This is a genomic window from Sulfurimonas sp. HSL3-2, from assembly GCF_039645965.1.
GTDB lineage: Bacteria > Campylobacterota > Campylobacteria > Campylobacterales > Sulfurimonadaceae > Hydrocurvibacter > Hydrocurvibacter mobilis.
Genome location: NZ_CP147917.1, coordinates 521471 through 544271, shown reverse-complemented (window position 1 = coordinate 544271; position 22801 = coordinate 521471). Strand labels below are relative to the sequence as shown.

Annotated in this window: 22 protein-coding genes and 1 pseudogene; 10 read left to right on the top strand and 13 right to left on the bottom strand. The window is 41.7% G+C overall.

The features are described 5' to 3' along the window. Nucleotides 1-3 precede the first annotated feature (3 nt). From WCX87_RS02800 to greA, 4 genes are read right to left on the bottom strand one after another with little or no spacing between them, the layout of a single operon-like run. Nucleotides 4-954, bottom strand: a complete 951-nt coding sequence (locus tag WCX87_RS02800; protein WP_345980520.1) for a chemotaxis protein — start codon at nt 952-954, stop codon at nt 4-6. Next, complete coding sequence (locus WCX87_RS02795) at nt 954-1700, bottom strand: metallophosphoesterase (RefSeq protein WP_345980519.1); 747 nt, start codon at nt 1698-1700, stop codon at nt 954-956. Before WCX87_RS02795 ends, WCX87_RS02800 begins: the two co-directional genes overlap by 1 nt. Continuing rightward, nucleotides 1690-2694, bottom strand: coding sequence for an N-acetyl-gamma-glutamyl-phosphate reductase (gene argC / locus WCX87_RS02790; protein WP_345980518.1), 1005 nt, complete (start codon nt 2692-2694; stop codon nt 1690-1692). Before argC ends, WCX87_RS02795 begins: the two co-directional genes overlap by 11 nt. After that, nucleotides 2681-3178, bottom strand: a complete 498-nt coding sequence (gene greA, locus WCX87_RS02785; protein ID WP_345980517.1) for a transcription elongation factor GreA — start codon at nt 3176-3178, stop codon at nt 2681-2683. Before greA ends, argC begins: the two co-directional genes overlap by 14 nt. Before the next feature lie 106 nt (nt 3179-3284). Between greA and WCX87_RS02780 the strand changes: the two genes are divergently transcribed. From WCX87_RS02780 to WCX87_RS02760, 5 genes are read left to right on the top strand one after another with little or no spacing between them, the layout of a single operon-like run. Next, nucleotides 3285-5573 (top strand): EAL domain-containing protein, encoded by a 2289-nt coding sequence (locus tag WCX87_RS02780; RefSeq protein WP_345980516.1) that lies wholly within the window; start codon nt 3285-3287, stop codon nt 5571-5573. Nucleotides 5574-5595: 22 nt separating this feature from the next. Continuing rightward, nucleotides 5596-6237: a response regulator transcription factor gene (locus WCX87_RS02775; RefSeq protein WP_345980515.1), complete on the top strand. Its 642-nt coding sequence runs from the start codon at nt 5596-5598 to the stop codon at nt 6235-6237. Further along, nucleotides 6224-7267: a HAMP domain-containing sensor histidine kinase gene (locus tag WCX87_RS02770; RefSeq protein WP_345980514.1), complete on the top strand. Its 1044-nt coding sequence runs from the start codon at nt 6224-6226 to the stop codon at nt 7265-7267. Before WCX87_RS02775 ends, WCX87_RS02770 begins: the two co-directional genes overlap by 14 nt. Nucleotides 7268-7322: 55 nt before the next feature. Further along, complete coding sequence (locus WCX87_RS02765) at nt 7323-7703, top strand: hypothetical protein (RefSeq protein WP_345980513.1); 381 nt, start codon at nt 7323-7325, stop codon at nt 7701-7703. A gap of 15 nt (nt 7704-7718) precedes the next feature. Then, nucleotides 7719-8534, top strand: a complete 816-nt coding sequence (locus WCX87_RS02760) for a DUF3187 domain-containing protein (protein ID WP_345980512.1) — start codon at nt 7719-7721, stop codon at nt 8532-8534. Here WCX87_RS02760 and WCX87_RS02755 read toward each other — a convergent pair. The 3 genes from WCX87_RS02755 to surE are packed head-to-tail and all read right to left on the bottom strand — an operon-like array spanning nt 8531 to nt 10199. Then, nucleotides 8531-8788, bottom strand: coding sequence for a thiamine biosynthesis protein ThiF (locus tag WCX87_RS02755; RefSeq protein ID WP_345980511.1), 258 nt, complete (start codon nt 8786-8788; stop codon nt 8531-8533). The genes WCX87_RS02760 and WCX87_RS02755 overlap by 4 nt on opposite strands. Then, nucleotides 8788-9429 carry a ThiF family adenylyltransferase gene (locus WCX87_RS02750; RefSeq protein ID WP_345980510.1) on the bottom strand — a complete coding sequence of 214 codons (642 nt, stop codon included), beginning with the start codon at nt 9427-9429 and terminating at the stop codon, nt 8788-8790. Before WCX87_RS02750 ends, WCX87_RS02755 begins: the two co-directional genes overlap by 1 nt. Then, nucleotides 9426-10199 (bottom strand): 5'/3'-nucleotidase SurE, encoded by a 774-nt coding sequence (gene surE / locus WCX87_RS02745; RefSeq protein ID WP_345980509.1) that lies wholly within the window; start codon nt 10197-10199, stop codon nt 9426-9428. The genes WCX87_RS02750 and surE overlap by 4 nt, the downstream gene beginning before the upstream one ends. An 887-nt stretch (nt 10200-11086) precedes the next feature. Here surE and WCX87_RS02740 point away from each other — a divergent pair. From WCX87_RS02740 to amrS, 3 genes and pseudogenes are all read left to right on the top strand, one after another. Further along, a pseudogene (locus tag WCX87_RS02740) lies at nt 11087-11350 on the top strand (methyl-accepting chemotaxis protein); the annotation flags it as partial. A gap of 113 nt (nt 11351-11463) precedes the next feature. After that, nucleotides 11464-12372 (top strand): hypothetical protein, encoded by a 909-nt coding sequence (locus WCX87_RS02735; protein WP_345980508.1) that lies wholly within the window; start codon nt 11464-11466, stop codon nt 12370-12372. Between the two features lie 60 nt (nt 12373-12432). After that, entirely contained in the window at nt 12433-13458 is a 1026-nt protein-coding gene (amrS, locus tag WCX87_RS02730) for an AmmeMemoRadiSam system radical SAM enzyme (RefSeq protein WP_345980507.1), read from the top strand. Here the strand turns inward: amrS and WCX87_RS02725 are convergent. The 3 genes from WCX87_RS02725 to WCX87_RS02715 are packed head-to-tail and all read right to left on the bottom strand — an operon-like array spanning nt 13455 to nt 17360. Further along, nucleotides 13455-14408 (bottom strand): MBL fold metallo-hydrolase, encoded by a 954-nt coding sequence (locus WCX87_RS02725; protein ID WP_345980506.1) that lies wholly within the window; start codon nt 14406-14408, stop codon nt 13455-13457. The genes amrS and WCX87_RS02725 overlap by 4 nt on opposite strands. A 34-nt stretch (nt 14409-14442) precedes the next feature. Then, on the bottom strand, nt 14443-15642 hold the full coding sequence (locus tag WCX87_RS02720; RefSeq protein WP_345980505.1) for an MFS transporter: 1200 nt from the start codon (nt 15640-15642) through the stop codon (nt 14443-14445). A 2-nt stretch (nt 15643-15644) separates the two neighbouring features. After that, nucleotides 15645-17360, bottom strand: coding sequence for a DNA polymerase III subunit gamma/tau (locus WCX87_RS02715; RefSeq protein ID WP_345980504.1), 1716 nt, complete (start codon nt 17358-17360; stop codon nt 15645-15647). Nucleotides 17361-17581: 221 nt separating this feature from the next. Between WCX87_RS02715 and WCX87_RS02710 the strand changes: the two genes are divergently transcribed. Together WCX87_RS02710 and WCX87_RS02705 are read left to right on the top strand one after the other, a co-directional pair. Beyond that, the gene (locus WCX87_RS02710) at nt 17582-17827 is read left to right on the top strand and encodes a hypothetical protein (RefSeq protein ID WP_345980503.1); all 246 of its coding nucleotides are present in this window, start codon (nt 17582-17584) and stop codon (nt 17825-17827) included. A 9-nt stretch (nt 17828-17836) separates the two neighbouring features. Beyond that, nucleotides 17837-18235 carry an ester cyclase gene (locus WCX87_RS02705; protein WP_345980502.1) on the top strand — a complete coding sequence of 133 codons (399 nt, stop codon included), beginning with the start codon at nt 17837-17839 and terminating at the stop codon, nt 18233-18235. Between the two features lie 14 nt (nt 18236-18249). On the opposite strand, the gene WCX87_RS02700 is transcribed toward WCX87_RS02705, so the two are convergent. The 3 genes from WCX87_RS02700 to WCX87_RS02690 are packed head-to-tail and all read right to left on the bottom strand — an operon-like array spanning nt 18250 to nt 22798. Continuing rightward, the gene (locus WCX87_RS02700; RefSeq protein ID WP_345980501.1) at nt 18250-20001 is read right to left on the bottom strand and encodes a GGDEF domain-containing protein; all 1752 of its coding nucleotides are present in this window, start codon (nt 19999-20001) and stop codon (nt 18250-18252) included. Between the two features lie 56 nt (nt 20002-20057). After that, complete coding sequence (gene lsrK / locus WCX87_RS02695) at nt 20058-21620, bottom strand: autoinducer-2 kinase (protein ID WP_345980500.1); 1563 nt, start codon at nt 21618-21620, stop codon at nt 20058-20060. Between the two features lie 2 nt (nt 21621-21622). After that, nucleotides 21623-22798: a class II aldolase/adducin family protein gene (locus WCX87_RS02690; protein WP_345980499.1), complete on the bottom strand. Its 1176-nt coding sequence runs from the start codon at nt 22796-22798 to the stop codon at nt 21623-21625. Nucleotides 22799-22801 lie beyond the last annotated feature (3 nt).

Here is a 22801-nt window from a genome sequence, read left to right as displayed (position 1 = left end):
TAACTACACTCCTACCTTCATATGCGCACGTACAACACGAGCGACTTCGTCATAAAATTTACTAGCATCGAACTTAACCAAGTAAGCTTCAGCACCTGCATCTATCCCGCGCATCTCACTAAAATGATCACTTATAGATGAGTTAAATACGATAGGTATATTTTTAAACCTGCCGTCCTCTTTCACATTCGCTGCGAAGTGGAAACCGTCCATTAAAGGCATCTCTATATCCGAGATGATAAGTTTAAGATGGTTTGCTATATCGTCTTCATACATAGCATACAGTTCATCAAGACGTTCCAGACCGTCTTGCCCGTCACTTGCTTCTATGACATCAAAGCCCATCTTTTCAACTGCTTCTTTAACGATCTTTCTTGCAGTAGAACTGTCATCAAGAAGCAGGACAAGACCGCTGAACGTGTCGACATCTTTAGGGATATCGCCGATATTTGGTTTGTATAGTCCTAAGTCCTGAACAACAGTCTCAAGGTCGAGTATCAAAAGTACTGCATCGTCTTCGATACGTGTCACACCTGTGATCTTGCTTCCGTCAAGTGCTTCAGAATTTGACATAAATGCTGCCGGTTCTATATCTTTCCAGTTGATACGACGGATACGTCTTGCTTCATGGACGATAAAACCTATAAGAATATTGTTGAACTCTGCGATAATGACACGTGCATTTTTCTCTGCATCTTCAGGGATCTTTACGCCCATCCATCTAGCCAGATTCACGACCGGTATCACGACACCTCTAAGATCGAATATCCCTTCGATAAACTCAGGAACACCAGGGAGTTCCGTAAGAACGGGAACTCTGATGATCTCTCTTACTTTTGCAACGTTGACGCCGTAGATCCCTTCATAGACTTCGCCGTCTTCTTGTTTAAAGATACGAAAGTCTACAAGTTCCATCTCATTGCTGCCAACTTTTAACGATGAATTGTTTTTCATTAACTTAATCCCTTAGAGGCACAGACCTCTAGTAATAGTTCTTCTTGCGACGATTGTACAATAAAATATCTTTGATTACAAGCAAAAGCAGCCAGGTTTATATAGGTAAAACCGTCCACTTTAAAGCTCTTGTTTTGATGGAAATGACCCTCAATAAAATAATCACATCTGTCTGTAAATCTTTTGCCGATTCGGGCCGTAATATACTCTAGAAAAGATTCAAAATTATTACAATCCTCTTTTTTGGACAGATAATCGTCAAGTTTTTTGAGTATAAAGTGATCTCCTAGGATATCTATATACTTTAAGATATAAAGAATGAAACGGCTGCGTATGATAGAGGTGTATATTTTGTACAGCATCCCCTCGCCCAGATCACCGTGAGAAAGAAGCACCGTTTTATCTTCATACTTACATGTAACGGGTTGAGATTCTAATGGATAGATCTTGATGTTTTCAAAGATCCCCTCCAGACAAAAATCGTGGTTACCTTCCAGATAGATGACCTCTATTCTTTTTGAGATCTCATCCAAAAGTTCTATCATATCTTGGTTTACTTCCTGCGTATAAGGGATAGGTGCAAAAAGTGCATCAAAGATATCCCCCATAAGGATAAGCTGAGTCGGTTCCAGTCTGTTTGAACGGATATCTTCAAAAAGAGCTTTTAGTTCAGGGCGGTGATGCGAGGAGTAGTGAGCATCCGAAATGACGAATGCTCCCTTTTTAAGTTCAAAACTATGGGACATAAGCTATTGTCGGCAGAGATATATGCTCGTCATACCCCATCATTAGATTTGCATTTGCAACAGCTGCAGAAGATGCGCCTTTTAAAAGGTTGTCGATTGCAGATGATATAAACAGAGTATCTCCGTTTCTTTTAGCAAAGATATCGCAAAAATGCGTTCCTGCAACACTTTTCATATCGACAGGATTTTCTCTGATACGTACAAATTTTTCATCTTTATAGTACTCTTTTAGTACCTCTATAGGATCAAAATCACCGCTTACCTGCATATAGATAGATGAGATCATCCCGCGTGTTGCAGGAACTAAATGAGGTACAAAGCTCACATCCGAAAAATCGATATTCAGTTTTTCTGCGATCTCCGGAGCATGGCGGTGTCCCAGAGGATTGTACGCAAAAAAGTTATCGTTTACATTTACAAAATGTGTGACATCGCTTAGTTTTTTCCCTGCTCCGCTCACACCGCTTTTCGCATCGACTATGAATGCGGAACCCTCTTTTTTATACTTCATAAAAGGCAGTGCACCGAGTATAGCGCTTGTAGGATAACATCCAGGATTTGCTATAAGTCTTGCTTTTTTTATCTCATCACGAAACAGTTCAGGAAGCCCGTAAACAGCATGAGTCAGGTTTTCTTTGTCCGTATGTTCGCAGTAATGTTTCTCATACGTTTCTAGCTCAAGTCTATAGTCGGCAGAAAGATCCACGACTTTCAGCCCTTTTTGCAATAAGGGTTTGACATAAGCCATAGCCGCTTTATGAGGAAGTGCTAAAAATACAAGTTCACTGACCTTTGCGACTTCATCGATATCCGCTTTTTGGATATCGCATTCATAGACACCCTCTAACGAAGGATGAAGCTCTTTTAAAGTCATGTTCCCTTCAGTGTTTGCAACATAAGTGATATTAAAGTGCGGATGGTTGATAAGCATCTTTAAGAGCTCTAGTCCCGTGTATCCGCTTGCTCCAATGATGGCTACATTAGTGACACTCAAATACTATCTCCTTATAAGTTACCTCTTCGATCTCGAACTCTTTGACGCCGCTTGGAAGTTTTACTTTCACATCGTCGCCCTCTTCGCGTCCTAGAAGCTGTTTTGCAAGCGGAGAGTTAAATGAGATAAGACCTATATCAGGGTTGCTTTCACATCCGCCTACTATCGTATATGTCACCTCTTCGCCGCTGTTCATATCGCTAAGCGTGACAGTAGAACCAAAACTGACACGAGTATGCTCAAGTTCGCTTGGATCGACTATCTGAGCATTTGTAACCATCTCTGCAAGTTCGATAAGTTTTGAGTCTATCAGCTTTTGCTTCTCTTTTGCTGCATGGTATTCGGCATTCTCTTTCAGGTCACCGTGTTCTAAAGCTTCTTCGATATCTTTTACCGTCTGCGGGCGTTCTACCAGTTTTAAATGGTTGATCTCTGCTTGAAGTTTTTCGTATCCATATTTTGTCATAGGTTCTTGTATCTGCATAGTTTCTCTTTGCTATCTTAATTTATTAGTACGATTATATCAAAAATTTAAAATAAAGTTTTGATATACTACACCTAAACTATAATTTTGTATTGAAGAAGAGAAGTTGTATATTAAAAGATTGATCAGCGAAACATATGAGAGTTTAAGATTATCCCTGATAGGAATAGTCGCAAATGCGACCGCATTAAGTATTATTTTTCAGGATAAAGTAGATAACACTCTGCTTGTAAGCTGGTATATCACTGTTGTAATGATCAGTTTAATGCGTTTTATATCTCTTCAACTGTTTCAAACTCGAAACCATTACTTTACTTCTGAAAAATGGAGCGATATCTTTACTCTGGGTGTCATTCTGTCCGCTCTTTCATGGGGTGTGACACCATTTGTATTTTTTATCCCCGGTGATTATCTCTATCAGATGGTATTTATCATTATACTTGCAGGACTGAGTGCAGGTGCCATTACCGCCTTGGCACAGTTCCTTTTCAATGTCCATATATTTTTAATCGCTCTTATCGTGCCGCTGCTTCTGCAACTTTTACTGCAGCACACCACCGTACACTTATATCTGGCACTGCTTGTCTTTTTATATCTGGTGCTTTTACTCTATGTCTCAAAAAAATTCAATAAGAACTATACGGATACAGCCAGATCATATTTCCTTTTTGAACAAAAAAGAGACGAACTCTTAAAGTCTGAACAAAAATATGAGAGTATCTTTAAAAATGTCCCTATCGGCATTTTTTTCTACGATACAAAACTGATCATACAAGAGGTCAATCAGGAGTTCATACATTTTCTTGAAGCACCGCGCGAATTTCTTATCGGTCTTGATATGAATTTGATTAAAGATCAGAGAATAGTACCTACTTTAAAAGCGCCGTTTGATGATATTCAAGGCTTTTACGAAGGAGAATATAGAACGTTGTACGCTACAAAGGACATCTGGATCAGTATGACGACCTCTCCAATAAAAAATGCAGACAATGAAGTCATCGGTGCTATCGGGATCGTTTCTGATATCACGCAGAGAATACTTATACAGCAGCATGTAGAGCATCAGGCAAATTATGACTCTTTAACAGACATACCAAACAGAATAAGCCTCTTAAAAGATATCAACAAAGAGATCATACGCTTTAAAAGGCATGGACAGCTTTTTGGAGTCATCTTTTTAGATCTGGACCGTTTCAAAAATATAAACGATTCTTTAGGGCACGGCATTGGAGACAAACTTCTTATAGAAACAGCGAAGAGACTTTCAAATGCGATAAGAAAAGAGGATACCGTGGCCCGTATCGGCGGCGATGAGTTTGTCGTATTAGTACCGGACTTAGGCACACAGGAGAGACCGGCAGCGACTAAGATGGAGCATATCGCCCATAAGATCCATGAAACACTGAACACGGTCTTTGAAATAGATGGGTACAGTCTCAATATCTCCTCAAGTATAGGGATCTCTCTCGTAAACGATGACACAGAAGATGCAGATGACCTGCTAAAACATGCCGATATTGCGATGTATCAATCAAAAAAAGAGGGCAGGAACACTACAAGGTTTTACCAAAATGAGATGGATATCTGGGTAAAAAGACGTCTTGATATAGAAAATGAACTCCGTCTTGCGATACAACGGGATGAACTGGAGGTGCATTACCAGCCGATAGTAGAGTTTTCGACATCAGGTGTCGTAGGTGCAGAAGCACTTCTAAGATGGAAAAACGGTAAGCTCGGAGAGGTGTTTCCAGATGAATTCATACCTATAGCAGAAGAAAGCGGTCTTATCCTTGGCATAGGGGAATGGGTACTTTCCAATGCTGTAGAACAGTTTGTCGCATGGCAAAAACAGTTCCCGCATATAACATCTTTTAAAAAGATTGCCGTAAACGTCAGCACGTATCAGTTCAATAACAAAACATTTCTTGCACAGGTAGAAAATGTGATAAGACAAAGCGGGATAAAAGCCAACAACTTAGAACTGGAACTTACAGAGTCGATCATCGTAACAGATATAGAGTCTGTCCGCAATAAGATGCTCAAGTTAAGAGAGCTGGGTGTCAATCTCTCCATCGATGATTTCGGGACAGGCTATTCATCTCTTTCATATCTGAAGATGCTGCCTTTTACGACACTGAAGATCGATAAATCCTTTACTCAGGATGTGCAGGACAATACGGATGATAGAGAGCTGATAAGCACGATAGTCACCATCGCTCAAAACTTTAATCTTGAAGTCGTCATCGAGGGTGTCGAGACATATGAGCAGTATATTTTCACAAATGAGAAAAAACCACAATATATGCAGGGATATTACTGCTCCAGACCTGTCTCAAAAGAGCAGTTTACAGTTATGCTGGACTCCAGTAACGGAGTTTGTGATAAACTTATCTAAAAAATAGATGTAAAGTGTACCTATGAAGAAGAACAGGATATTACTCTTAGAAGATGACAATAATCTCGGCGAGACACTTCTTGAACTGCTTGAAGAAAGCGGATATGAGGTCGATCTTGCGGTGGATGGTGAAGAAGCGGTAGAGTTCTCTTACAAAAACAGTTACGACCTTTACGTCTTTGATATAAACGTCCCCAAACTTGACGGTTTAGAACTTCTTGATGCACTTAGAGAGGCAGATGACAAGACTCCGACCATCTTTATAAGTGCGATGGTCGACCTTAAAACGATGGCACGCGGTTTTGCCCTGGGTGCGGATGATTACATAAAAAAACCTTTCTTTCCCGAAGAACTTCTGCTTCGCATCGATGCCAAGATGCAGAAGATTAAGCATGATATTGTCTGCGGTGAAATAAGATACGACCCTTCTACAAAAGAGCTGTTTAAAAGTAATGAGCGTCTGAATCTTAGCCATATGCTGCTTCTGATGTTTGACCTGCTCATACTTTCAAAAGGCAAAATTGTGGATAAAGATGAGCTTTACGAGTGCATGGAAAATCCGTCATCGAGTGCACTTAGAGTCGCCATCACTAAGCTCAAACAGCAGACAGGTTTAGATATAAAAAATATCCGCGGCGTGGGGTACAGCATTGAATCGTGTTGAAATTGAATCATTTATAAAGAGTTTTCTGCTCTTTTTTATCTCCATAACCGTTTTGGTCGGGGCTGTCTTTTACCTGCAGTACAAGGAGAGTGTCAAGAGTATGGATGATGAGATATTTAACAGGATGAAGGTGTGCAGTTTCAGCCTTAACTGCGATGACCTGAACTTAGAGTTCATCCCTAAAGACGACAAAGTACAGCTTTATACACTGTATAAAAACGACGATACGCTCTCATCATATTTCGGTATCACGGACTCGGATAAATATCTTCTGAAATTCACTCTTGGCAAAAGCCATTATCAAGAACGACTCGAAAAGTTAAAAAACGGTTTTTTACTGAAGTTCTTTCTTCTTATCCTGATTATAGCCCTGCTCTCAGTACTCTTTTCGTTTTATGCTCTGCATCCACTTAGAAAAGCGCTTGTTCTGACAGAGGAGCTCATCAAAGATATCCTGCATGACTTTAACACTCCGCTCTCAGCACTCAGACTCAATACAAGTATGCTCAAAAAAGAGCTGCAGCAAAACTCCAAGATAGAGCGGATAGAGCAAAGCGTACAGACCATACTAAACCTGCAGTCGAATCTCAAAGCCTACCTTACAAACACTACTCTGCAAAAAGAGAGTTTTTCACTCAAAGAGGTAGTCCAAGAAAGAGTCCTCTTTATTCAAAAACTTTATCCGAAGATAGAGTTTGAAACAGATATAGAAGATAAAATGCTTACATGTAACAAAGATGCATTTATCAGGATTTTAGACAATCTTTTGACAAATGCGGCAAAATACAATAAAAAGAACGGCTCCGTCTTTCTTACATGTAAAGAGAATGTACTGGAGATAGAAGATACGGGCATAGGGATAGAAAATCCCGACAAGGTATTTCAAAGATTTTATAAAGAGCATGACAGAGGGATCGGCATCGGGCTTCACATAGTAAAAAAACTGTGTGACGAACTGGGTATAAGGATAGCACTAACAAGCGAAGTCGGAACAGGGACAAGCTTTTTTTTAAAGCTTGATAACTGCTAACACTTTGCTAACGCATTTAAGACATAATACCGTTATCAAATCAAAAGGATTACAAATGAGATTATCAAAAAAACTTGTAGCTTTAGCTATCTTAGGTTCTTTAACTACTGTGTTCGCGGAAGCGACGATCGACGAGCAGATAGATGCAATCCAAAATGCTCCCGCACAAGAGCGTGTACAACTTATGAACCAGTTTAAAATAAGACTGCGCTCTATGAATGAAGCCGACAGAGAACAGGCTATCTCAGCGCTAAGAACAAGAACGATGCAGCAGCAACAGACTAAAAATATGCAAGAGGATTCACAACTTCGTGAAAGAAATCAGATCGAACAGATGAATCAGGTAAGAACGATGAATCAATGGAGAGCGATGGGAAGACCGGATTCACAAAGTAGCGGTTCTGGACAAAATCCTGTTAAAATTCCTATGCATTAATAGCCAAGGATAAAAATGAGATATATATATGCATTACTATTTATAAGTGCAACTCTTTTTGCCTATGTCGACAGCGATATGGACGGAGTAGAAGACAGTCTTGATAGGTGTCCAGGCACACCTATCACGGATCTTGCGGATGCTAAAGGGTGTTCAAAACAAAGTCTGGTGGACGATAACCATTATGACATCATAGTGGGTGTGGGTATGGGTCAGACGAACTATGCACTTACTCCAAACACGGATACTATCACATCTACCCTGCAAGCCGATTACTATTATAAAGATTTCGCTCTTCAGGCTTCGACATCGTTTTATGACACGACAAGCAAAGGATACAGCGACAGCGGAATGAACGACAGTGTCATAGCAGCATCATACATGCTTCATCCCTCAAGCGATGTAGGAGTAAGAGTAGGTGCAGGAGTCATACTTCCGACATATAACTCAGACCTCAACAACAATAATACGGATTATATCGCATCCGTCAATGTAAGCCGTTCTTTCGGTGATGCAAATATATTTGCAGGATACAGCTATACGATCATAAACGATACGGATGTCGTCAATGCGACCGATACCGTGTACTACCAAAACACAAACGCTTACACTGTAGGAGCAGGATACAACTTTACGCCAAAGCTGTATGCGAACCTCTCATATTTTCAGGCGAACAGCATATACAAAGGTGTTCAGGACCTTAAAAGCATCTCTGCATATATGTTTTACAGTATAGACGATAACTGGTTTTTCAATCTCTCCTATTCAAGAGGATTAAGCGATTCAACGAGTGACAGCTACGGCAATGTAAGTCTGGGATATTACTTCTAGACCAGACTCATCTTTGAGAGATCGAATGTCATCTTTTCATCTTTACATGTAAAGAAAAGGTGACACCCTTTTTTAGAAAGTTCTTTCGGATCATCGAGTCCGTTTAAAAGTTCTATCACCTCTTTTGTCATAGGATCGAACACTTTTAACGACTTCTTGTCCGTAAAGAAGATGCGTCCGCCGCCGCATCCGTCACCGATGATCCCCTCGCACCGGCTTGTAGGATGAAACTTCTCTATCTCTTTAAAATCCACTATTTTTTTCCCGTTAGTCTCATAACAGCCTGAGAACACATAGTAAGCCCGAATGCTCCCGTGACTCCCATAAAACTGCCTTTCTCTTTTACAATTGCCGGTTCGCTTGAAAAGATGACCGTATAGTTTTTAGAGAACTTTCTTTTTTTAAGCTCGTATCGGATCTTCGCACCGAACCTGTCACCGTGAGTCTTCCAGATGGTAGAGACCTCTATCTTTGTAGGATCAAGTCTTTTTGCCGACCCCACTGCGGAAATAAGTTTTTTATAGGTCTTTTGAGCCAGATAGAGCTTTGCATGGATGTCGTCTATGGCATCAAGCACCAGATCGTACTGATCGAAGTCGATGCTGTCTATCCACTCTTTATCGACCTTTACATGTATGGCCGTTACAGTGGGATAATGCTTTTTTAGAGCCTCTACTTTCGACTCTCCCAAATGCAGTTCAGACCACATCTGGCGGTTTTGGTTTGTCTCGTCGTATGTGTCGCAGTCCACGATGGTGATGTCGGTGATACCTGTACGCACAAGACAGTCAAGACACACACTCCCTACCCCGCCGACGCCTAAAAGAAGGATCTTTGCGTCTTGGAGTTTTTTAAAATCATCTCCAAAAAGCATCTCGCTTCTCGCATATCTCAAAGCCACTGCTCCAAAACGTTCATAGAGTGGTAAGCGCTCAGATCGAGATGAATAGGCGTTAAAGAGATATACCCCTGTTCTATGGCATCATAATCACACAGTCCGCTGTACTTCTCTCTTGGCTTGAAAGCAAGGGGATGCAGTCCCAGCCAGTAAAATTCTTCCCCTCTTGGATTGCGGTGAAGGTGCGCGTCGTTTGCGTAAAATCTATAACCTGCATAGGTCACAACCATCTTTGCTTCTGTAACACCTGAAGGGATATTGACATTTAAAAACTCCCTGTGTGGAAGTGGGAAACTTCCGTCAGTTATTTTCAGTACAAGTTCCCTTATGGTCTTTGATGCCAGCGTGTAGTCGTTGTTTGAGACTGCAAAATCGACCACCTGCGAAATGGCGATAGCCGGAATGTCGTGAAGCACCGCTTCCATCGCACCCGCACAAGTCCCTGAATAAGTGATATCCTCACCCATATTTGAACCGCGGTTTATACCGCTAATGACAAGATCGGGTCTTGTCCCCTCAAAAAGAGAGTTGAGTGCAAGGTAGATGCAGTCGCTCGGCGTGCCGTCATCAAGTTTATGAAAGCCGTCGTCAACGTTTACAAACCTCAAAGGACGTGTTAATGTAAGCGAGTGTCCGCAAGCCGATTTCTCCGTTGCAGGTGCGACAATAGTCAGATCCGCTATATCTTTTAACGCCTCTATTAAACAGCGTAAACCCTTTGCCTCATATCCGTCATCGTTTGTTACTAATATCTTTAATTTTTTCATAATGAAATTCTACTATATTTATCTGTTTTAGCTAAATAAAGTTTGATTTTTGGAGAGTTTTATGCTTTAATACAGGTATGAAAATTATTATATTTGCTTTTTTTATATTTATAAATCTTTTTGCAGGTAATCTCGAAACCGATTATGCAAAACTCAATGACAAAATAGACAAGATATCCCCCCGTCTGACGATAGAAAACAAAGTCTCTCTCTACTATCTAATCCTTGCGACCCATGAGAAGATACTCTCATCGGATTCCGAGATGAACATCCCTCTTGAGAAGCTGAAAAGCACGACCGTGACACTGTTGGATTCGTTAAAGAAAAAAGCTGTACCTAAAGAAGAGATAGAGGCTATTAAGAAGTTATATCTGGGTATGAAAAAAGATATGCCGACACCGGATATGAAGCAGGAAAAGCCGGTTTTGGTACCTGAACCTGAAATACGCACTGTATATGTAGACAAACCCGTTATTCAAAAGGTCGTCGAGAAATCATCCGTCTCTTACATCTCTATAGTTATCTCTGCTGTCATCGCACTGATCGTTGGAACTTTTTTAGGCTACCTGCTGTTTAGTAAAACAAAAGAGGTAGTCGTCGAGAAGGTCGTAGAGAGTGACGATACATTTAAAGATGAGAAGATAGAGTCCCTTCAAAGCGAACTTTCCAAGTTAAAAGAAGACCTTCTAAATGTAAAAGATGAAAATAACAGACTCCAAGAGCAGAACAGTTCTGTCGCAGATGAGAAAGAACAACTGCAAAACGAAAAGAGAGAGATCGAGACCTCTTATCTTGTCACGATAGACGAGCTAAAAGAGAAACTCTCAAACCTTGAAAACGAGGCAGCCTTACATGTAAGCGATCTGGAGAGTAAACTAGAAAGCTGCGAAGTACACAGCAGCGAAGAGCAGACAGATATAGCACAGCTGCAATCTCAAAGCCAAGAGATATATAAAGTCCTTGACGCCATCAACGATATAGCCGACCAGACGAACCTGCTTGCGCTTAACGCCGCCATAGAAGCTGCCCGTGCAGGCGAGCATGGACGCGGTTTTGCCGTGGTCGCCGATGAAGTACGTAAACTGGCGGAACGAACACAAAAATCTCTTACCGAAGCTAAGACAGAGATATCTATGATCGTCGATGCGATAGGCAATCTTAAACAGTAATCTTCCGGTTATAGACACATGTAGATCAAAAAATTAAGTATGGCTTAACAGATGACCTATTAAACTATAGGGAAGTTTATTGATCAGGAGCTAGTATGAGAGTCCTAAAACTATCTATTTTATCCACTATAATATTATCAACAACCCTACTAAGTGATACCACTACTTCATCAGACAATCTTGCAAACAGAGACACTACTATAAATATTTACGGAGTCGGTGCCAGAGTCAATACAGATCACAGTTCTCATGAGGGGGCCGGGATCATGTTTGATTCTGAAGCCGTAAAGATCAAGCTTGAGGGTACAGGAGATTTTTTTAAGACAGGTGCCGTACTTAAATTCAACCCTTTTATAAAGAACTGGTACTTCAAAGCAGGAGCCAACTACTTAAATCAAAAGATGATCGCATCTGACTCTTCATCGGCAAAAGTAGACCAGTACTCCGCCTCACTTGCGACAGGATATATGATGATGGATAGTCTGTATGTAGAGATCGGTGCTGCCGCGACAAAACTAGACGGCAAACGACTTGATTCCTCTTACAAAGTCTCGGATGAAACTACCAGACTCGGTTACATAGAAGCTGCAAAAAGATGGCAGAGCAATTTTGCCACTATCGATACGACTCTCAATGCCAGCAAAGTCAAGTATGAGTATAAAGCGGATGAGAACTCATACGGAGCAAGTGTCGATATCTATCCGTCAGACAAGACAAAGCTCGGATATATCCATCAGTATGAAAAGGGCAATGTCATGAATAAATATAGGGCGCAATACGCCTTATTGTTTGTAGAGTATGCCAACAATATCTCCCTTCATACCTATCAGGCGAACCTCGGTATAAAAGTAGCTTTTGACGATCTCTTCGATATCTCGACATGGAAGATCCCCAGCCATATCAAACCGCATCTTTCAGAACTTCATAGATTTGAAGAGATCACTTTCGGTTCCAATATGAGGATCCAAAGCAGTAACGGTGTAGAAGCGGTTCCCGCTATCTAAAATAATGAGATCAAAGATAGCTGATGATTTCCAAGACACTCGGATGGAAAGGAAAAAAATATGAAACAATCTGCATGGTTAAGTAAAAAACTAGACAGCGGGAAAGTCATGTGTCAGGCTTGTGCACAAGCCTGTAAACTTGATGAAGGGGAGTACGGTATCTGCGGTGTTAGAAGAGTCGAAGACGGGGAGCTGAAACTTCTTGTCTATGGGCTTGCAGCTGCGGTAAACATAGACCCGGTCGAGAAAAAACCGATGTTTCACTTTCTCCCTAAAAGCCGAGCATTTTCTCTTGGAACGGTAGGATGTAACTTCTCTTGTAAATTCTGCCAAAACTACGACATATCACAATATCCAAAAGAGCACCATCATGAGATCGTCGGACAGGAACTTCCGCCTGAGCGTATAGTTGAGCTCGCATTAGAAAACGGCTGTGAATCGATCGCATATACATACAACGAACCGATCGTATTTTTTGAGTACACCTATGATACTGCAAAACTCGCACATGAGAAGGGACTCAAAAACATCTATGTCACCAGCGGTTATGAGACTAAAAAGTCCATCGACCTTCTTGCACCTTACATCAACGGGATGAACATCGATATAAAATCCTTCAGTGACGAGTTCTACAAAGATATCTGCGGAGCCAGACTCAAACCCGTGCTAGAGGCCGTAAAATATGCTCATGAAAAAGGGATATGGATCGAGATAACGACGCTTCTGATCGAAGGTAAAAATGATTCTGATGAAGAGATAAGAAATATCGCAAGATTTATAGCAGAAGTAGACAAATCGATCCCGTGGCACCTCTCGGCGTTTCACCCTATGTACAAGATGCTTGACACTCCGCGTACTCCAGGTTCTACCCTAAGAAGAGCCTATAAGATAGGTCAGGAAGAGGGGCTAAAATATCTTTATGTCGGCAATATAGACGATGAGGATTACGAATCGACCTACTGTCCAAGCTGTAAAAAAAGAGTGATCGACAGAAGGGGACATATAGGCCAATATGTTATCAATGAACTTGATAAAAACGGTATCTGTCCTTACTGCGGCTACAATCTTGAGGGAGTATGGCACTAAGAGACAACAGAGACCGAGCCGTCCCTGTTAAGATAGTAGCTGTCAAAATCATCGGCGATAAAAAGTCCGCCATCAAAAGCAGATCGTATCTCATCGTAGAGGAGCTGTGTCCCTAACGTGTTATCTTTGTTATAGCGCGGGTTGATATGATTGGCGATAAGATTTTTCACACCCCCGTTTTTAACGGCAATACCGAGATCTCTTGCCGTTGTATGCAGGAGTTTTCTTTCAAGCTTATCATAGACATCCTGTGTGTAGGTACACTCATGTACAAGCAGGTCCAGATCTTCAAGATAGCTGCCAAGAACATCGGGACGGCTGTTGTCTCCGGCGATAATAATGGACCGTCCAGGCACGACATCTAACATAAACTCTTTGGCATCCACTTTTTTTCCGTCTATTAAGAGACTCTTTCCTCTTTTGATCTCACCGTAAAGAGGCGAAGGTTCGAATCCCGCATGTCTCAGTTTTTCTTCATCGAGTCTGTTACTGATATCGTTTTCTTGAATATAAAAAGCTGCACTCTCTTTGGAATGGACAAGAGGCAGGACTTTTATAGTGAACTTATCAAAAACAAACTCCTCCTGAGGCATATACTCGATAATAGTGAGGTTGTATCCAAGGTGCTCTTCGGAGATATTCAGGGCAGATTCGAGAAATTTTCTAAGCCCTTTTGGAGCAAAGATAGACAAAGGCGTCACAGAGCTGTCAAGCGTTTTACTGGCGAGCAGTCCGGGAAGACCGTAGTAATGGTCTCCGTGCAGATGCGTGATAAAGATGGCATCAAGTTTTTCAAGGGAGAGTCTGCTGCATGTGATCTGGCGCTGTGTCCCTTCACCGCAGTCAAAAAGATACCATCCCCGCTGCTGGTCAAACTCCAGTGCAAGTGCAGACACGTTTCTCTCTTTGGTCGGCTTTCCCGCACTCGTGCCCAAAAATGTCAGCTTCAAACTCATCTCTCCTTCTCTCTGCTGTACAGCAGACTCATTTTAGTTTCAGTGAGAACAAAAATCCTATACTTAAGGTTACAATAGTAAAACTGTAAAGTGTCTGATATCCGAAATTATCCACGACCAAGGCACCGAGTATCGGAAAGAAAAGTCCTATCGAAGTCAGATTGGACTGAAGTGCTATATAAACGGGACGTTTGTGCTCGGGAGCGATGATAAGGATCATATTTGAAAATGCCAGACGAAGTCCGTCCATTGCAGCACCGATAAGAAAGAAGACTAAAAAATAGCTCTCCTCGCTTTTATTAAAGAGTAAGATCGCCAAAGCTGTTATATGTAAAGCGAATCCGGTATGAATGATATACCTGTTCGAGGAGAGATATCCCCACAGGATATTACTTATCATCCCTCCGACCATCTGCGCCGTGATCAGTCCTCCGATGATAAGACCGCTAAGTTCTATCTGCTCTTTGACATCAAGGATGATAAAAGGCAGAGAAAGAAGATAGGTGTAGGAGATCAGATATACAAGGATCTGATCCCTGAGTCTTTCATCTTGTCTCAGAGTTACAAAACTGTTTTTCAAAAAGTGTCTGAACTTCTCCTCTTTTTGGCTCACCTGTTCCTTTACGGGTTCCTCTATGGTCGCAAAAGCATAGATGCCAAGAAGCATCAGCACGGCGCTGAACATGTAGAGCACTCCAAAAGAGTGAGGGGCTTCATAGATAGACATGATCCATCCAGCGATCCCCCCGCTGATGATAGAACCAAGCCCCATAAAGAACTGTCTGTTAGCTATAGCTTTTCCGCGGTTTTTATTGGTAAATACTTTGGCTACTATCTCGTTAAAATAGACAGCGCCGAATCCTGCGGCAAACGAGAAGATAAACAGCCCTACTCCAATACTTGCCAATGCGATGTTCGGATGTTTCTCTCCAAAAAAGAAGATAACAAATCCTATGCCGAACCAAGCGAAGAAACGTGCTGCAAAGACGCGGTAAAGATAGGGCATCATGCGCGGATAGCTCTGTGCATAAAATGCAGCAAAGAGCTGAACCAGGATAGCTCCGCCTTTTATAAGTGAGCTGAAAAAACCGATAAGAAGATGGGAGCCGCCAAAGAAACTGACCATCAAAGGCAGGATGGTTGCAGGCTCGGCGATAGTCGTAGCGATGGAGATAAAGAAGCCATGTATGGCATACTTTTTTTTGACAGATACTCTTTTTTTATTCAAAATTAGATTTTAGACTGAACGGTTATCTTCGTAGCCTCAAATATCTCTGTAGCCTTTTGGATCATAGGCTCGTCAAGTATCGTAGCACCGTCAAACTCCTTTACCGATTCATCACCCTCTGAACAGTTCGTCACACAGCTTCCAGTTCCGACTTCATTCTCTTCGACCATTGAGGAGGGTTGTGGTTGTTCCTCCGGTTCCTGTTGTACAGGTGCGGGTTCCTCTGCTGTCTTACTGCATGGAAGATTTTTCATAGTCGTCTCAAATCCGAACACTTCACGAACAAGCTGTTTGATAACGCTAAAGCCCCTGCTCAAAGCTTTTTTACAATCCTCATCGACACAGCTTTCCCATGTGAGGACTCCGTCTTCAAAAGAGACGTAGCGGATATGTTTGACAAAACACTCGCCCAGTTCCATGTTTCTGTCCATGATGCTAGCGACCAGCTCTTCATATTTTTTCAGAGACTCGTCATCTTTTGACTCTTCGACCACCTCTTCTGCATATACAGGTTCAGGCTCAGGCATAGAAACCTGCTCCGCTTCCTCTTGTATAGATTCCGCTTCTTTTATCGGCTGCACTTCTTCTCTTACTACAGGTTCTTCAAGTTTTTGAACAGGGATCTCTACGTTGACGATATCGACACGTTTGACCTCTTTTTGCAAAGACTCTATCATCTGATCTATCTCTTTTACACGAAGAGCTTCGACCATCTTGAAAAAGAGAAGTGAAAGTACGAAACTGCCGTCTGCATTGATGGCGAACAAGCTTTTTGAATCACTGAGTATCCTGAAAAATCTGTCTAAAATCAGTGTAGAAAAGAGTGAATCCTGTGCAAACATCCTCTCCTTAAGATAAGAGATAAGCTCATCGACCACCATCTCCGCTTCATAATCTTCAAGGACCTTTGTGTACTCGACTAAAGCCGCGTAGTCTTTTGCAAACACCGCTTTAAAGATATCTGCGATAAAGTTAGGATCCACAAGCCCCAGCATATCGGTGACTGTTTTGACATCAACAAAGTTTTTTGAGTAGATGATCGCCTGATCTAAAAGGGTCAGCGTATCACGAAGACTTCCATTCCCACTGCGTGCGAGTATCTCCAAAGCTTGAGGCTCATACTCGATGTTTTCAAGATGAAGGATATGCGAGAGGTGATGCACCACTTTTAAAGGAGCGATACGTTTAAACCTGAAATGCTGGGTACGCGAAAGTATGGTAGCCGGGAGTTTCAAAGGGTCTGTCGTCGCTAAGATAAACTTCACATATTCCGGCGGCTCTTCAAGCGTCTTTAAAAGCGCATTGAATGCAGGAGGGGTGAGCATATGGACCTCATCGATGATAAATATCTTATACCCCGCCGATGCCGGTTTGTACTTTGTCTGCTCTACAAGATCACGGATATCGTCGATCCCGCGATTTGAAGCCGCATCCATCTCTATGATGTCAATATGGCGGTTCTGCTCAGCCATCGAACAATGAACACATGCTCCGCATGGATTGGACGTTGGCCCGTTGTCACAGATGAGTGCTTTTGCAAAGATACGTGCCGTTGAAGTCTTCCCGCTTCCTCTAAGACCTGAAAAAAGGTAGGCATGTGAAAGACGTTTTGAATCAAGAGCAAGTGAAAGCGTCTGAGAGATAGCTTCCTGTCCGATAAGCTCTTCAAAACTGTTCGGACGGTATTTTAATGCTAAGACTTCAGAATTTTCTTTCACGTGTGACTCCAATATATTTTAAATAGATTCTATCATTAAAAAAATTAAGAGTTACTATAAAAAATTACAAAATATTGTATAATTTCCTACTCAAACATTAATAGCACTTTGCTATTGAGTCAGGTCTTTGATTTAGTTTTTTATGTCTGTGTTTGATTGACAATCAAACTTTTCATGGTAGTCTTAAGGCTACTATTTTTATTGTTTTTTAAGAGGAACGAATGAAAATTTCTGATATTAAATTAGAAATGGAACTTTACGGCGTTGATTCAGAAGATATTGCTGAAATCTTAGAACTTTGCAAGAGCAAAGGTTATGAAACACAAATAATTGACGACGAGCTTGAAAAAAAAGGCTATGAGAGAATCTTCTCTATCAATTATGATGACTATGACGATATGGACGACTTTGACGATGAATACCCTTCAGTAGAAAAGTTTGGTCATAAAAAAAATTATATAGATTAAAGAAGAGCTATGGACAACAAACAACTTGTGAGTGAATATTATGCTATGTGGAATAGTCATGATTTTACAAAAGCAGATCAATTACTCGACAAAGATGTCCGCTTCCGCGGTTCTTTAGATATAGTAGCCAACGGTATAGACGGCTTCAAAGAATATGCAAACATGTTGCATGAAGCGTTTCCAAACCTTTATCATGCCGTTGAGATCCTTATCTCCGAAGGCAATATCGCAACCGCCTATGTGACCTATTCCGGTACACATTCAGGAAGATTGCTTAACTATGAAGCTACGCAAAAACGTATCAGTTATGCGGGTGCGGCTTTTTTCCGTTTTAAAGACGGAAAGATAGTAAGTATTAACGTTCTAGGTGACCTAAACTCACTTTACAAACAGATCAGCAACTCTTAAAAGAGTGTCTGATCCTATAACAAACTGCTGATACAGATCTTCCCCTGATCTTTTTTTGCGATCTTCTTTTGAGAAGATAGCACCAGATTTATACTCTCCAGATCTCTTCTTGTTTTTGATTTTACGACTATGACAGAAGCGCTGACACTTAAAAGATCAAACTCTTTTGTATTTCCTTCCCTGTCTTTTGAGACGATGTACCCTCTTTCTTTGTCCTCTTGACTATAAAACGCTTTCACATCTTCGGAAAATTTATCTATACACTTTTTGATGGCATCCACGTATGGCAGCTCATCTTGTTTATGAAACTTTACGGCAACAAAGAAATCATCCCCGCCGATATGTGCTTTAAAGAACTCATTGGGCAGTTTCTGTTTTAAGATATCTGCAAAAAGCATGATCACCCTGTCTCCGTTTCTAAATCCGTAATTATCGTTGTAGGCTTTGAAATTATCAAGATCAAGGTAACACAAGATGCAGTTATCGTCTGAGATATTTGAAAGATAGCGGTCAATAGCGATATTACCGGGTAGTTTCGTAAGCGGATTTTGTTCCCTGGCAAATATGAGGTTTTGTTCGTTCATGATGGTAATGATCGCACGTGCGGACAAAAAACCAAGATACTTGGAGTTTTTAGTTATGAGTATGCCGACTGATTCCGGGTTGTTTGAAAATAGTTCTATTATCGTGGATATGTCACTGTTGATATCCGCTGTTGCGCATGGAGTCATCAGATTTTTCAGTTTTGTCTTTTGTGTGAAGTCATTGTTTAAAAGAGACATCCCGTAAGGCGAGTATAAAAAGTTTTTTATCTCCTTGTCCTGCAGCACTCCAAGCGGTTCTTCAAGGGAGTTAATAATAGGCATGACGCTTACGGTTGGGTTCTCTTTGAGATATTGCAACACATCTGCCGTCTTTGTCTTTACATCAAAAGGTTTTGCTCTGTCTACATAGGGATTTATTTGAGAGTTTATATCGTTTGTTCTTTTATCATTATGTAGGATATCTATGATCTCTTCATACTCATAACGTATCTCTTGCGTGTTTTGCGTCGGTCTTTGGATCAGATAGCCTTGGATAAAATGGCATCCTATATCTTTACATGTAAGCAGCTCTTCTCTTGTCTCTATACCCTCGGCAATCACTTTTATACCAAACTGCACCGCCAGATTTGTTATGTTTCGCACAAGCAGTTTCTTTTTCAGATTTTTCTCAATGCCGCTTAAGAAAAACCTGTCTATCTTGATGACCTCCGGCGTGCTTTCATAAAGGAGTTTATACCCTGAATGGCCCACTCCGAAATCATCTATCGCTATACAAAAGTTTTCTTCCTGATAGTGTCTTAAGACAGTGGTTATATCGCATTCCTGTGTTATCTCATGACGTTCGGATATTTCAAAACAGATATTGTCTTTAGAGATATCGAACTTTTCCAGGAGTCTGGTCGTATTTCCATGAGAGTAGTTTTTGATCTCAAAAAGACGGTTATCGAGGTTATAAAACAGTTTGATATTTTTATATCCATCTATTTTTGTAAATTTTTCAAATGCTTTCTCTCTGAGCTTAATATCAAAGGGGTAAAGAACCCCCTCTTTATATACCGTGTCAAAAAGTGAAAAGATAGATTTAAACCCGGCATCACCGACATTGCGCAAAAGTGCTTCAACAGCAAATATTTTACCGGTATGAATATTAAGTATAGGTTGAAAAGCGATATCTAAAACATCTAATCTGTCCAGCCATACTTGAGTGAGTGTCGTTTGCATGATGACAATATAGCACTCAAATATTTCACGATTATTACAAGATTATATATTATATTTTATAATCCCGGAGCACTCCACATTGATGTCGTGACACCCTCGTCTACAAGCTTAAGCTGTGCTTCGTAAGCGTGGTTGAACTTAATTTTCAGTTCATCATAGGTCTTTTTATTTTCCATGTCGGGTTCATAGCTTTTATCCCAGACTACAAGCTCCTCGGCGGCAGAGATCAGGTCTTTGTATATTCCCGCTCCTACACCTGCAGCCATGGCAGCACCGAGTGCCGTTGCTTCTGTGACTTTTGGGATCTTGACCCTGCATCCCGTGACGTCTGAGAGTATCTGTGACCAAAGCGCACCCTTACTCGCTCCTCCTGCAAAGACGACCGTGTCTATTTCTATACCCGTAAACTCTTTGATCTTATCCAGATTTATGCTTGAAACAATCGCCGCATTCTCCTGCAGGCTTCTAAACATCGACGCACGGTTACATGTAAGCGGGTCTATGGAAAGGTTTAAAAAGCTCGGAGCTGCGTGGTACCATTTGCCGTACTTCATAGAGTCCGAAAATATCGGGATAATGCCGTATGATCCCACAGGTACCTCTTTGGCTTTCTCTTCCAAGACTGCGTAGGTGTCTATTCCGCGCTCTTTTGCTTCAAGCTTTTCCATATCGCAAAACGCATCTCTAAACCATCTCATCACGAGACCGCTGAAAAAGGTTATCCCCTCGGCTTGAGACTGCCCGCTTACGACATGCGGATTGACACGTACGGAGATATCTTTTGGAGGGATCACACTGCTTGGAATGTTGACCACCTGCTGCCAGAAAGATCCGCCAAGAATGGCCACATCCCCCTCTTTTACGACACCAAGTCCAGCTGAACCCAGCTGCACATCGCCTCCGCCCATCACGACTTTGGTTGATGTCGAGAGTCCCGTTTCCTGTGATGCTTTTTCGCTGACAACTCCCATAAGAGTTCCGACCTCAAGACATGGAGGAAAGATATCCTCTTTCAGACCGATCCTGCCTGCCATTGTGCTGTCCCAGTCTCTGTTTTTTAGTGAGAATATCCCCGTGGTCCCGCCGTTGCTCGGATCTGTCGCAATAATACCGCTGAGCTTGAAAAGTATCCAGTCCCCTATCATAGAGATAGAAGCCACTTTTTCATAAACATCGGGCTTGTTGTTTTTCAGCCACATGATGCGAGGGAGCGCGCCCAGTGCAAAGGTCTGACCAGAAGCCCCGTAAAACTCCTCCTCTATGCCCGGGAAGTTTTCTTTGAGGTATTTTACCTCTTTGTCTGCCCTTGCATCCACATTTGCCACCGCAAAGAGTTCATTGCCCACATTATCGTAAAGGACGATCCCCTCACGCATACTTGTAGCACTCAGAGCCGTTATATCTTCGCCTTTGAGATTTGCCAAAGAGAGAGCTTCGCTTATACACTTACATGTAAGCAGCCAGTTGCTTTTACAGTCAAAGCTCATGCTGTTTGCTACGCCCTCTTCTGCAAGATGCGTCCACTCGCGTTGGGAGACGCTTATCTGATTTCCATTCGTGTCGAATATGACCGCTCTTACGCTTCCCGTTCCCGCATCAATGGCCATAAGATAAGACATGTTTACTTCCTTAGTTTTGCTTGTTCGAGTTCCCAGTACTCCATGGCGAAGCTGTCTGAGAGGTTAATGCTTTTGTACCCTTCAAGCATATCCGCGCGAAGAACCGCAAGCATCGTATGCTCTATGATATCACCGATAATAGCGGCCTCTTTTTCATTTTTGCCGAAACTAACAACTCCGAAATCTTTGATGACGGCATAGTTAGGAGCAGGATTGAGACAGATCTCGCCGTTTACAAAATCGTTAAAATACTCAATATAATCTTCTTCATACTTTTTGATCGCTGCTTCAAAACTGTTATCTTCCAAGACTAAAGGAGTCCTTTTTGTCCTGATGATGTGTTCAGGAGTCAAAACACCTCTGCATGCGGCATGTGCCAGATCATCCTGAGTCGCATAGGTATATGCCAGGTCTGATGTGTCTACATGTAAGACCACCTCATAGCCCTTATGTTTTGAGATCATGTGTTGCAGTTTTTTGAGATCGACTTTTTTCTTAGAAGCAGAAGTTTTCAGACTCACTTGTGCATTCTCATTTAAAAACTCTTCAGCTCTTGTGACAGCATCTATCATCTTCGTGTATGATCTTTTTGCATCATCGTCAAAGGTAAAGATACCGTGGTTGTGAAGAATGATCCCCTCGCATTTTGACCAGTCCAGATTTTTACTTTTTTTATAGATAGTCTGAGCCAAGACAAAGCCGGGCATCACGTACGGGATGATCAAAAAGTTTGGAAACAGCGCTTTGATGTTCTCTACGCCCGTTGCCGAGTTTGATATTGTCACGACTGCATCTGCATGCGTATGGTCTACAAACTTAAAAGGGATGATGGCATGTAGGATCGCCTCGACCGATGGGTTTGGAGCAGTTTTATCTATCATCGCAGCTTTTTGTCCGCTTACCATATCGGTGTCGCTTAGAGTTTTCAGCTTCGCCATCTCTAAGAGAGTGTCAAGTTTCACGGGTGCGAAACCCTCTGCTTTGATGCTGACCAGATCCCAGCCGCTCCCCTTTACATAAAGGATATCTTCGCCCTCTACCTCTGTTTTTACCGATGTGTTTCCGCCGCCGTGAAGGACAAGCTCGTCACTTCTGCCTAAAAGATTTGAGGTATAGACCCTTAATTCTAAATCGCTTGTAAAGGATTTTGATTCCTCATCAGACCATAGATTTTTCAAGGC

Bases quoted from the DNA above. Each gene is read 5' to 3' on its own strand.
- WCX87_RS02800 (WP_345980520.1), bottom strand. From the start codon at position 954: ATGAAAAACAATTCATCGTTAAAAGTTGGCAGCAATGAGATGGAACTT.
- WCX87_RS02795 (WP_345980519.1), bottom strand. From the start codon at position 1,700: ATGTCCCATAGTTTTGAACTTAAAAAGGGAGCATTCGTCATTTCGGAT.
- greA (WP_345980517.1), bottom strand. From the start codon at position 3,178: ATGCAGATACAAGAACCTATGACAAAATATGGATACGAAAAACTTCAA.
- WCX87_RS02775 (WP_345980515.1), top strand. From the start codon at position 5,596: ATGAAGAAGAACAGGATATTACTCTTAGAAGATGACAATAATCTCGGC.
- WCX87_RS02765 (WP_345980513.1), top strand. From the start codon at position 7,323: ATGAGATTATCAAAAAAACTTGTAGCTTTAGCTATCTTAGGTTCTTTA.
- WCX87_RS02760 (WP_345980512.1), top strand. From the start codon at position 7,719: ATGAGATATATATATGCATTACTATTTATAAGTGCAACTCTTTTTGCC.
- surE (WP_345980509.1), bottom strand. From the start codon at position 10,199: ATGAAAAAATTAAAGATATTAGTAACAAACGATGACGGATATGAGGCA.
- WCX87_RS02735 (WP_345980508.1), top strand. From the start codon at position 11,464: ATGAGAGTCCTAAAACTATCTATTTTATCCACTATAATATTATCAACA.
- amrS (WP_345980507.1), top strand. From the start codon at position 12,433: ATGAAACAATCTGCATGGTTAAGTAAAAAACTAGACAGCGGGAAAGTC.
- WCX87_RS02710 (WP_345980503.1), top strand. From the start codon at position 17,582: ATGAAAATTTCTGATATTAAATTAGAAATGGAACTTTACGGCGTTGAT.
- WCX87_RS02705 (WP_345980502.1), top strand. From the start codon at position 17,837: ATGGACAACAAACAACTTGTGAGTGAATATTATGCTATGTGGAATAGT.
- WCX87_RS02700 (WP_345980501.1), bottom strand. From the start codon at position 20,001: ATGCAAACGACACTCACTCAAGTATGGCTGGACAGATTAGATGTTTTA.
- lsrK (WP_345980500.1), bottom strand. From the start codon at position 21,620: ATGTCTTATCTTATGGCCATTGATGCGGGAACGGGAAGCGTAAGAGCG.